This window comes from Paenibacillus peoriae (genome assembly GCF_022531965.1).
In the GTDB taxonomy this organism is placed as follows: Bacteria; Bacillota; Bacilli; order Paenibacillales; family Paenibacillaceae; genus Paenibacillus; species Paenibacillus polymyxa_D.
Genome location: NZ_CP092831.1, coordinates 248805 through 260787, shown reverse-complemented (window position 1 = coordinate 260787; position 11983 = coordinate 248805). Strand labels below are relative to the sequence as shown.

The 11983-nt window shown below is 45.1% G+C and carries 9 protein-coding genes; 2 read left to right on the top strand and 7 right to left on the bottom strand.

Features of this window, described 5'->3' with window-relative positions; all coding sequences use genetic code 11:
- Positions 1-139 precede the first annotated feature (139 nt).
- The 3 genes from MLD56_RS01115 to MLD56_RS01105 all read right to left on the bottom strand — a co-directional run bounded on the left by MLD56_RS01115 (position 140) and on the right by MLD56_RS01105 (position 3175).
- The gene (locus MLD56_RS01115) at positions 140-958 is read right to left on the bottom strand and encodes an alpha/beta fold hydrolase (protein WP_029516913.1); all 819 of its coding nucleotides are present in this window, start codon (positions 956-958) and stop codon (positions 140-142) included.
- Positions 959-1189: 231 nt separating this feature from the next.
- Positions 1190-2128, bottom strand: a complete 939-nt coding sequence (locus MLD56_RS01110; protein WP_029516914.1) for a YwqG family protein — start codon at positions 2126-2128, stop codon at positions 1190-1192.
- 153 nt (positions 2129-2281) lie between these two features.
- Positions 2282-3175, bottom strand: coding sequence for an AraC family transcriptional regulator (locus MLD56_RS01105; protein ID WP_029516915.1), 894 nt, complete (start codon positions 3173-3175; stop codon positions 2282-2284).
- A gap of 130 nt (positions 3176-3305) precedes the next feature.
- Between MLD56_RS01105 and MLD56_RS01100 the strand changes: the two genes are divergently transcribed.
- Entirely contained in the window at positions 3306-5564 is a 2259-nt protein-coding gene (locus tag MLD56_RS01100) for a glycoside hydrolase family 127 protein (protein ID WP_029516916.1), read from the top strand.
- A 160-nt stretch (positions 5565-5724) separates the two neighbouring features.
- On the opposite strand, the gene MLD56_RS01095 is transcribed toward MLD56_RS01100, so the two are convergent.
- Both MLD56_RS01095 and MLD56_RS01090 read right to left on the bottom strand, forming a co-directional pair.
- On the bottom strand, positions 5725-6873 hold the full coding sequence (locus MLD56_RS01095; RefSeq protein ID WP_049816965.1) for an RDD family protein: 1149 nt from the start codon (positions 6871-6873) through the stop codon (positions 5725-5727).
- On the bottom strand, positions 6857-7723 hold the full coding sequence (locus MLD56_RS01090) for a LysR family transcriptional regulator (protein WP_049816966.1): 867 nt from the start codon (positions 7721-7723) through the stop codon (positions 6857-6859). Before MLD56_RS01090 ends, MLD56_RS01095 begins: the two co-directional genes overlap by 17 nt.
- Before the next feature lie 135 nt (positions 7724-7858).
- On the opposite strand from MLD56_RS01090, the gene MLD56_RS01085 reads away from it, so the two are divergent.
- Positions 7859-8848 (top strand): zinc-binding dehydrogenase, encoded by a 990-nt coding sequence (locus tag MLD56_RS01085; RefSeq protein WP_029516918.1) that lies wholly within the window; start codon positions 7859-7861, stop codon positions 8846-8848.
- Positions 8849-8936: 88 nt separating this feature from the next.
- Here the strand turns inward: MLD56_RS01085 and MLD56_RS01080 are convergent, their stop codons facing one another.
- Both MLD56_RS01080 and MLD56_RS01075 read right to left on the bottom strand, forming a co-directional pair.
- On the bottom strand, positions 8937-10328 hold the full coding sequence (locus tag MLD56_RS01080; RefSeq protein WP_069010166.1) for an MATE family efflux transporter: 1392 nt from the start codon (positions 10326-10328) through the stop codon (positions 8937-8939).
- A gap of 275 nt (positions 10329-10603) precedes the next feature.
- Positions 10604-11974: a glycoside-pentoside-hexuronide (GPH):cation symporter gene (locus tag MLD56_RS01075; protein ID WP_029516920.1), complete on the bottom strand. Its 1371-nt coding sequence runs from the start codon at positions 11972-11974 to the stop codon at positions 10604-10606.
- Positions 11975-11983 lie beyond the last annotated feature (9 nt).

The following is an 11983-nucleotide window of genomic DNA, read 5'->3' as shown; positions in this document are numbered from 1 at the left end:
CCGCTGCTTCCCTGATGGAAAGCCAGAAGGGCCTTTGCATTTTATCATTCCAATCATACTGTCAGCAGAAAATAAAGTCCTAGGTTTTCGTTGTTTCATTGAATCAACGTTTCCCGTTAGTTCATGGATTAATATACAACTAAAATCCAAACTCTGTTACTCTTTCAAGCCACTCACGCATAAGTGACTCAAATAATAGAACCTGTTCAATCTGAAGATTATGCCCTGCTCGATCTAAAACGGCGAAGGTTGCTCTAGGATAATTATCTAAAATTCTAAAAGCATCTATGTAACCAACGACTGCATCTTGTCGCCCAAGAGTAAATACTGTTGGTTTATCAAAAACTAATTTATCTATATTGGTGGAAAACCCATAGTTTCTTTGAATCTTGCTAAGAAAATCGTAGTCAGCGATCTTACAACCTGCCACTATCTCTTCAGAATACCTTTTCCAATTATATTCATTGAGAACGACTTGATTTGCGCTAAAATCACTTATTTGCTCTTCACTTAAGGTGCCCATAAACTCGCGATCACAATGAACAACAAAATGCTCGGGCAGTATTCTTCTTTTGTGTTCAGGAATAATTAATGGACAAATCAGAGCAGCTCCACCAATACGATCTTTATGTCTATTAATTATTCCCCTTGTAATATATCCACCGTACGATTCGCCTGCTATGAGATAATCCTCGTTTGGGACAAGAGTTTCAATAAAATTTATAACTGCTTCTAGCATATCATCTGAATTACATATCTGATCGTAATCCTTTGTTTGTCCCATTCCAGGCAGGTCAAGATAGATACGACGCCAATCGGAATTACCTTCAAATATCGGTTCCATGCACCCACTCATTAACCGATGGTCTGGTGTAAAACCATGAATCATTATAATCGGTTTGCCTTTACCAATTTCCTCGTAATATATATTGGCATTCTTGACTTTACAATATGGCATACAGACCCTCCAAAATTGAGTTATTTATAAAATTCTTACACCAAAGAAGAATCTACATTGTTTTATCAAAAAAAAAACAGATCTCCGGTTCGTTTTGATTATATACTCATATATAACACATGTAAAGAACGCTTGTTCCCTTTTCTTATTTCTAGAGTTAAACTAACCTGCCCGTGAGCTGAATGAAGCAACGTCCGTCTAATACTTTATTTTCCCAGTCTAGAACTTTAGCTAGCTCGTAGCCAGATTGACATACGTTCGCGTGAAATCAAGGTTCTTCAAGTCCCTTTGATCTATAAAAAACTCCAAATACCCCGCGTCCCACCAGCACATACCAACCTCGTCCAAAGAAGAGACCGAGAGCAGAACATGCCAATTTTCCGAAGCCTGATCGTGCTTTTCCCGATTCGTTTGATATTCTTGTAGCTGAGGCAGCACTTCGGATCGTAAATGCTCCGCATAATCCGTACTCCCCCTATGCGTAGCTTGCTCGATTTCCTTATGAATCTGACTCTCACTCTTATGCCAGTTAAACAGTAAACCCTTTAGCCCGTTTCGACACAGATAAGCATCGCGCCGAGTGTTCCCGGCAAAAGACTGATGCTGCCCCCACACCGTGTCACTTTGTTCACATACAAGCTCATACAGCTCTTCGTACTGATCTACAAGAATATCTCCTAGCTCACCCTCCGACCGAAGGATAATAATCGGCTGAAAGGAAATCGCATAGGCGGTGAAATCTCGTTGCTCTGCCGAAACCTCTACGCACCCAGCGGGCGGTAATGTTTTCTGCAAAGCGCTGCTGTCACCGTTATAGTAAAAGATTTTATGGTCAATATCATAGGCGGGCTCATCCAGCCCAAGAAAAAAGTATAGTATGCCCTGATGAGGCAATCCCTCAAATGGTGAAAAAGGCAGCTCACTCAAATTAATTTGAGCAATAAACGTATAATATTCCCCGTCTGAATTACAAGGCCACTCTATCGTGGGTGGCAGATCTGGATAGCCGGCGATCCGACTATTTCCAATGTGTTCGTAGTTTTCCTCATGCTCCACATGAAATTGTATAGCAGCTTGAGCTTCCTGATGAATCTCTTCTTTTAACTCTTCATCCAGTGAATACCCTTCCAGTATTCGAGTCAGTTCATCCTTTAATGGTGGTTGTAGCATCTCGCTCGCCCCTTTTTCATCAAGTAATAACATAGCCTGCTACCATTTAAACCCTTCCCTCAGATTACCATATTAAGTGACTCCGTCAATTGACCAAATACTGCACCGGTTGCCTCCTATGGACGGTGGCACCCAACTTTTAGTAGAAATGCACTAGACATTGTTCATAAATGTTTTGTGATAGGCATTCCGGTATTGGGAAGGAGTCATGTGGGCTCTCTTTTTGAACAAACGCATAAAATACTTCTCATCGGTATAGCCTGCCTCTTCGGCAACCTGCTTAATGCTCATATCTGTACGGGAAATCAACTCTTTGGCTTTGTTGATACGAATACTGTGAATGAACTCCAAGGGGCGCATACCTGTGTTTTGCTTGAACAAACGAGAGATATAATCCTTGTTATAATTGAATTTTCGAGCTAAATCCGTCACGGTCAGCGGCTCTTCGGCATGAATTCGGGTCCACTCAATAATTTTGTTAAAACTCACATTCCCCTGTGAATGAGCAGGATTGGAAAGCAAGCGGCTAAGCGCCAGTTCTGATATCTCGATCAGCAGCGAGGTGAACAAATAATTGGCACTGTGATACGTAAGATAATGTGAGTTGGCTACATGCAAAATCTGATTGACGATAATATGAATCCGATCCCCGTTGTCTGCCTGTACACATTGCGGTAAATAGATATCCCGCATCTTGCCATGACGCTGCAAAAGTCCATTCATAGCACTTGTTTCCTGCTTCATTTCCTCATTAGATAGTACATTCGGGGTCGCGGGAACATCGAAATGAAACCAATAAAATTTTACACCCGGCAACGATTCCCGGTATCCTTTATGCGTACGACCGGGGTAAAGCAATAGAATATCTCCCTCGCCTACTTCAAAATCCTCCCGTTCCTCTCGTATATATACCGTCTCTTGGACACCCAGGATCAGCTCAAAATTATCAATGGAGCGACTCATATGCTTCCAAGGCACCTCGGAAACAAACTCGCCTGCGGAGATCAGTTGGATTGGAGCATCTACATTTACTTTTAGATAGGTCATGTTATCGCCTCTTTAGATTCATGTTCGGATTTGTCCACCCATTGTATGGTTAAGCTACTGACATACCGCGATTCCAATGCTAATGTAGTGGAGAAATATACACTTTCATCTTAGCTAAGGAGCGATGATTTTGAAAGCTAAAGCTTTTGACTTGCATAAAGTAAGAATTGATTCCGGCCCACTTTTACATGCGATGGAACTGAATACGGCCTACCTGCTGAGCTTGGAACCCGACCGTTTATTATCGCGCTTTCGTGAATATGCGGGACTGGAGCCCAAAGCGGCTCACTATGAAGGCTGGGAAGCGCGTGGCATCAGCGGACATACACTCGGTCACTACCTGTCCGGCTGTGCACTGATGTTTGCCTCCACAGGCGACGAAAGACTGTTGGAACGCGTGAACTATGTAGTCGACGAACTGGAGATATGCCAAAACAGTCATGGAAACGGATACATTTCCGGCATTCCACGTGGGAAAGAGATTTTTGAGGAAGTAAAAGCCGGAGATATCCGCTCCCAGGGCTTTGATCTGAACGGTGGCTGGGTGCCGCTATATACCATGCACAAACTTTTTGCGGGCTTGCGTGATGCCCATCTGCTGGCGCATCATCCCAAGGCCCTGTCTATAGAAATCAAACTCGGCAACTGGCTGGAGGATGTACTTCAAGGACTGGACGATGATCAGGTGCAGCAGGTGCTGCATTGCGAGTTTGGCGGTATGAACGAGGTGCTGACCGATCTGGCGGAACATTCGGGAGAAGAACGCTTTTTGAGTCTGGCGGAACGCTTTTATCACGGAGAGGTGTTAAATGATCTCGCAGATAGCCAAGATACGTTGGCAGGGCGACATGCCAATACGCAAATCCCCAAAATCATTGGCGCTGCACGGCAATTTGAAATGACGGGGAAACCGCAATATGCGGACCTATCTCGCTTTTTCTGGGATCGGGTGGTTCACAAGCATTCCTACGTGATCGGCGGCAATAGTTATAATGAACATTTCGGTGAACCTGGCAAGCTGAATGACCGTTTGGGCGAAGGTACCTGTGAAACTTGTAACACCTACAATATGCTGAAATTAACAAGACATATGTTCGAGTGGGACGCCTATGCAGCCTATGCCGACTACTATGAACGAGCGATGTTCAATCATATTCTAGCTTCACAGCAGCCTGTAGATGGACGTGTGTGCTATTTTGTATCGCTGGAAATGGGAGGACACAAGTCCTTTAATTCTCAATATGAGGATTTCACATGCTGTGTCGGGTCCGGTATGGAAAGTCACTCCATGTACGGCACTGCAATTTATTTTCACACGCCAGAAGCGATCTATGTCAATCAATATGTCCCTTCTACTGTGACATGGGACGAGATGGGCGTACAGCTCAAACAAGACACTCTCTTTCCGCAAAATGGACGGGGAACGCTGCGCGTTATCAGCAAGCAGCCCAAATCCTTCGCAATCAAGCTAAGATGCCCGCACTGGGCGGAGCAAGGGATGCTGATTAAAATCAACGGGGAAGAGCACGTCACAGAGGCCTGTCCTACCAGCTACGTTGTAATGGAACGGGAATGGAGCAATGGGGATACGATCGAGTACGATATTCCTATGACCGTGAGAGTCGAGGAAATGCCGGATAATCCACACCGAATTGCTTTTATGTACGGCCCGCTTGTACTGGCTGGGGACCTTGGCCCTGTTGAACAGGAGTCCAACGAGGAACGTCTGCTTGCGTCTGTTCTGATCGGATCGACCGATTCCCTGACAACGAAGCTGATTGCTGACGGGAACGAGCCTAATACATTCCATATGACCGACTTAGGCTATATCGGAGACTTGCAGCTTCGTCCGTTTTATCAGATGTATGATCGTTCATATACCGTCTATTGGGATCTCTTTTCCAAGGACGAATGGACAGCAACCGAGGCAGAATATCGTACCGCGTTAGCGTATCAGCTAGAGCTGGAACGACTTACAGTGGACGTTGTGCAGCCTGCCGAAATGCAGCCTGAACGGGATCATGCCTTTACTGGAGAGCATGTAGGTCTAGGGTCCATCTATAACCGCAAATATCGCGATACCTGGCCTGGGGGCTGGTTCTCTTTTGTCATGAAGGTGCTTCCGGATGAGCCTGTCCAATTGGCGGTTACTTATTTGAAGGACTTGAGCCGTCCCCATAGTGACTTTGACATCACTGCGGATGGCCTGATTTTAGGGGAAGGCAAGCTGGAGTCTGAGGAAATGAATAAATTCGAAACGTTCGTCTATGAGCTTCCTCTATCTGTGACGAACCACAAGAATGAAGTTACGATTCAATTCAAGGCCCATCCACAAGGCAAAGTGGCGAAAGTAGCTGGATTACGAGTGATTAGACACTCTATTGTATGATCAAATTATCTATATAAATCTACTATTCCGCCTACTGCGTTTTGATGTTCGTTTTTTAAAGGAAGTTTATAAAACAACAAGCAGACGCTTCTATAAGCTGTCTGCTTGTTCCACTTACTTCCTTATAACTTCGATTCATCGTCATTGCTTCATGTTCACTTCACAGCATGTTCATTTCGCGGAAACTGTCTCTAATCTTGCGCAGCTCTTGCTGTGCTCGACCATAGCGGGAAGCGTAGGTCCAAGCAAGCACTTGATGATAATGCGAAGGTGTTTCAATCGTGGTCACGTTATACATGGCCAGATTCCCATCTATTTTTCCTTTTAGGGTAAACTCAATGGCAGGATATCCGTTCACCACCATATCTGAAGCGGTCCCCAATTCAGGGTCCGTAATTCCTGACACCAAATGATCCTCAATGATTCCTTTATATTCTTGAAGAGTCATACTGCTGTCAAAATCGCTTTTCGGTTCAGACAATACAATCAGATATCTTTCGGTAAATTCATTTTTAATGGCGATGTCCGCATCCTCATTAATCCTATTATCTCGTGACCAATTCCAGGGAGCCGTAACCGCAAACTGGCTATCCTTACTGGTAAATACCTCAGGCTTCATGATTTGCGTAATGAGCATAGAAATTAAAGATACAGCAAAAACCATTGAAATGATCGTCGTCAGGATGATTGCTCCTGCAATAATCCCGGTTTTCTTTCTGCCCACCTTTCCCAAATCCCTTACCTTAACCACATATGTATTCGCAGCCATATCTCCAATCCGTTGTTTCCGAGGTGTCACCAGCACACATATACCGGCGGGCAGTCCCATGAAAAGCAGCGGATTCGTATCCACCAGATGTATGAGAGTGCGGATCAAGGATTTAACCATGCCTGGCGGCCTTCCTTCTCCATTCACAACCTGAATACGAAGTACAAACTTGCCCAGCGTATAGCCTGTAAGTCCTTCCAGTAACAGATAATAGCAGAAGGAGCCGATCAGGAAGAGCATCACTACCATACCCATATTTGGGGTTTCCGCTTCAGCTACTTTTTCCGCTGTAAAATATACCAGCCCTCCGTACCCAAAGACGATAAGAATGAAGTCAATCATCCAAGCCGCCCATCTTCTGAAAAAAATAGAGGCACCGTATGTTTCTGATAATACTGCCATCTTATCCGGTTCTCGTCGCTGATAACCGCCATTCCTCACAAATTCTCCCGGAGCTACTGTAGATGGATTTTTCAATAAATTAGGTTCTTCCAAATGATACACCCCTGATGTCAATTTAATCCTAGTTAAGTATAGCATCCTTTTTCATCCAATGGAGCAAGCCTGACAGTGCACTGGAGTAAACCGAATCCCGCCGATGAACAAACCACACCTCTAATTTACGATATTCCTCAGGTAAACGATGAGAAGCAATACTTCCCGCCTCCTCTGCCTTTGCAATCGACGATTGTGGCAACATGGACACTCCCAAACCAGAGGCTACTCCACCCAAAATGACTTCCAAGGTTCCGAATTCCATAATCTGATACGCATCCACACCTGCATCGCTCAGAAAACTTTCCGCTCTTGCCCGATGTGTGCAGCCTACATCGAAGAACAGCATAGGCTTGGCAAGCAACTTGCTCATATCACTTTCTCCCGGTTCCGAAATAAGCACCAACTCCTCTTCAAACGCCGCAACATGCTCTATATGCGGATCATCGACGGGGCCATAGACGAACGCTCCATCTAATTCGTAATTTAATACCTTTTGTACGAGATCATGGGTGCTGCCTGTCATAAGCGATAGATGGACATCAGGATATTGAGCGTGATATTCCATCAATAAAGAGGTCAGATGCGTAACCGCCGCCGTCTCAATCGAGCCCAGTCGCAAAGGTCCCGCGGGCTGGTCTGAATATTGAGTGGACTTTACAGCCTCGTCCAGCAAGGTCAGTATGGTATCCGCATATTTCAGCAGATTCTCTCCTGCTGGCGTTAACGTCATTCCCCGGTTAGATCGGCGAAATAGCGGTACGTTCAATTGTGCCTCAAGCTGCTGAATCCGCGAAGTCACATTGGACTGTACATAATTCAAAACTTGCGCAGCCTTCGTGATACTGCCCTCGCGAGCGACGGCCCGAAAAATTTTCAAATCACTGCTTTCCATGTATACGTCACCTGCTTGGTATGATCATTTGTGATACTCACGTTCGATTTTGTTCATTTTACCGGATGCTTGCCGCTCTGTACAATTCAATATATATGCAATTGCATCTAAATTCGCACCACGGGAGGTTTTAAAATGAAAGCCGTGATACATGCCAGCAAAAACGGCCCTGAGGGTCTGATGTATACAGACGTTACGGACAGACAGCCAGGGAACGATGAGGTGAGGGTAAAACTCAAAGCCGCAGGCTTGAACCATCGGGACTTATTCCTCATGGCAGATCGAGCTGCCAACGATGCTCCACTCATTCTCGGATCCGATGGAGCAGGTGTGATCGAGGCTGTGGGTGCTGGCGTCCCAACCTCGCTGGTAGGCACCGATGTAATGATCAATCCATGTATCGGATGGGAGAATACGCATCATGTTCCCTTAGTTCCAGCCATTCTGGGCGGACCTTCGGACGGGACATTCGCTGAATCGGTTATCATCCCCGTCCAAAATGCCGTCAGCAAGCCAGCATACCTTTCATGGGAAGAAGCAGGGGTACTGCCTTTGTCTGCTTTGACCGCTTACCGCGCGCTCTTCACAAGAGGCCAATTGCAGGAGGGTGAGCACGTCCTCATTCCCGGTATTGGCGGTGGTGTAGCCACGTATGCCATGCTTATGGCTTTAGCGGCAGGTGCACGGGTCAGCGTCACATCACGCAGCGAAGCAAAGAGGCAGGCTGCCCTCGCCCATGGCGCTAATCATGCATTCGACAGCCATAGCGGATGGAAAGAAAATATGAACGGAGACACCATAGATCTGGTCCTTGACAGTATCGGTCCTGCTACGTTCGATAAATATTTGGATGTCCTCAAGCCAAACGGTCGGATTGTTACATTTGGCGCAAGCTCAGGAGATCAAGTAGAGATTCCACTGCGGTCTATATTTTTTCCTCAAATCAGTATCATCGGCACCTCTATGGGCAGTGGCGAGGAATTCGCAGCTATGCTTCAGTTCATGGAGCGCCATGCACTCCATCCGATTATAGATAGCGTATTTCCTCTACAAGACACAGCAAAAGCCTTCCACCGTATGCAGCAGGGAGCGCAGTTAGGCAATATAGGAATCAGGATAGAGTAAGGAGTCTGAACGAAGTATAGGAATGGAAAAAAATCCACTACCGTAAAATGCCTTCATCCAGAAGTCAATTTTATGGTAGTGGACCTATTTAGTCGATCAAACGATGCTGGACCCATTTGTTGCCCCGGAAGCGCCAAAGGAAAACGAGTCCCCGCACGCCCCATTCAATATCCATAGCCAACCAGACACCAACAATCCCCAAGTTGAACACAATGCCCAAAATATACCCGAGCACCACCCGACACAACCACATGGACAGCATTGAGGTGAGGGACGTAAATTTTGAATCACCTGCTGCCCTTAGTGCAGAGGGTGTGATAAAGGCAATGGACCAGAGCGGAATCTGGGCCAACGTATTAATCAGTATGACAACAAATATGTCATCTACGATTTCGGCAGGCGGATGAAACAGCCCCACCATCGGCTCAAACAAAGGCATCAGGATTAATCCCATTACAATAAACGAACAAGACGACAGCCAAATAAACGATTTGGTAAACTTGCGGGCATCCTCGACATTTCGACGTCCCATGCATTGACCGACCACGGTTACAATCGTAAGAGCCAAAGCATTCGCAGGGATTTGGAACACGTTAGCTAGGGATGAGCAAATGGCATTCGTCGCCAACGCATTGGTTCCCAGACTCACAATGAAAATTTGGGTTAAAATTTTCCCCCCATTAAAAAACATCTGCTCCGCTGCAAAGGGAAGCCCGATAAACAAAATCTTTTTAAGCATGGCCAGATTAAAGTAAAGCATATCTCTAAGCTGAACACGCAAGTCATCATCTACCCTGACCAAATAGATCAGCGCGCACACTGCTCCTGCATATCTGGACACATTGACGGCAATCGTCATGCCCAGCACACCCATATCCAATACATTAATGAATACCACATTGAGGAGCACGTACGAGAGGTTCATGATGAGAGAAAGAGCCAGCGATGCCCTCGTCTTCCCGATCCCCCTCAGCGCTCCACACACCGCCTCAACGATTGCAATCCCCACAAAAGACATACAACTTCCCAGTAGATATACCTTACCGTTAGCTAATACATCAGGCGAGGCGGAACCAAACAGAACACTCAAAATCGGATTGTACAACACGATCATAAACAAACTGATACATAAGGCCAGCAAGGAAACGGAGGAAATGGTACCGGATGCGGCTTTAGAAACCATGAGGTCGTTACCGCTCCCCTTATACTGTGCCACGACAACCGTTCCCCCGGTAGACACTGCGACAAACACATTAATCAGAAAAATATTCAAAGAATCAATCATATTTACGGCACTGACTGCCGCCATCCCCGACGAGCTAATCATGGCCGTGTTCACCAAATTAAGACCCACGATAAAAGCCTGATCAATCAGCAGCGGGATAAACAGCGCAATCATCTGTCGATAATCAATAGACTCTCCTGAAAAATGCTTATTCAGAAAGCCATGTGTTCTCATCCTTACACTCAGTTGACTCATATCATCACATTCTTTTTCTCAAATTGAAAAAAACCCTTCAACAGAAGAGCCTTCATGGCAAAAAAATGTATAAAGTTGCAAGGCTAGATGTGTCTAGTTCTTGATTCTGTACACTTTTCTCTACATAGAAGTATTGCTCCAAAAGAAAATCCTGTCAATGGTCTTGCTCACATTTGAATAGAAAATAACAGAAAAACCTGCTCAGCTCAGTGAACAGGTTTTGCAGCAGTATTATAATGCCTTAATATGTCATTAAAACCTTGTTAAAAGAATGTCTATGATCTTCTCGCAATCAAATCTTGTTGAATAGAAGCTTCATTCTTTTCGAATTTTTTATAAAAAAACATAGGAATGATCCCGATCAAGAAGATGATAAATGGCAGCCAGATAAAGCTGAACTGAATGCCAGACAACGCCGTAGGGGTTTGAACTTGCCCAGCGATGTAACCGGTGCTGCCCATAATCCATGCTGGCAATAATCCGCCAATTCCGCTACCCGCTTTAATACAGAATGCGCTTCCAATAGAGGTCAGGAAGCCACTTGCCCGAATACCATTTTTCCATTCCCCATAATCGACTGTATCTGACAACATCGCAAACGGCATAGAACATGCAAAGCCTGATCCTAACGCACCAATAATCCAGCCGATAATAATGAGAGTTAAGTCTGTACTTCCCATTAAAATCACGACTTGACCCAGCGCAGCTAATATCAATCCGATAATCATAATCGCATTTTTACTTAATTTTCTGGCGAAAAACGGAATCAGAACCATCGAGATCAACTGTAAGGAGGTCAGTCCATTGATTAAAGGTACTAAATCCTTACTGTCCAGATTGTATTGCAGATAAAAGATTAGCGTAGCTGAACGAATATTCAAACCGATCCAGTAACACAAGTTGGCAGCTACAACGAGCATCCAGGGCCAGTTTCGTTTGATGGCTGTGAAGCTTTTGGCAATGGGAACGGATTTCGTTTTCACTGCTGCATTTTCTCGCAAATCGGCAAACGCTATGAAAAACATAATAATCGCCATGATTCCAAATAAAACGAGCGTTAAGGAAAATCCTTTTTGATCATTCCCTTGTCCAAAGAAAGCAACCAAAGGTAACGTAAACGTCGTGGCGATGAAGAAGCCCACATTCCCCCCGACCATGCGGAAGGAGTTCAAGACAACGCGTTCATTAGAATTGGTGCTCAGGTTAGGCAGAATAGACGTAATCGGCGTACTAATTCCTGTGTACAGGATGCCGGCTATGATATACGTAATGGCGGCATATGCAATTTTGCCCGACTCACTCCAATTGGGCGTCGTAAACGTAAGGACCATGAACACAGCGAACGGAATTGCTAACCATAGAAAATAGGGTCTGCTCTGGCCGTATTTTGACTTCGTTCGATCAATCAGGATGCCCCAAATCGGGGCATCAATAGCATCAATAAAACGGGTGATAAATAGTAATGTCCCGGCAATCCCGATAGAAAGACCGAATACATCTGTATAAAAATATAATAGATAACTGGAAATGACACAGTACAATAGATTGCCGGCCGTATCCGTTAATGAATAGCTGATTTTACGATGAAAAGGAACGGTACTGGTTGCCTTTTCCGGTGGTTCTGTACTCACAATTCTCGTACTCATGATCTTTCC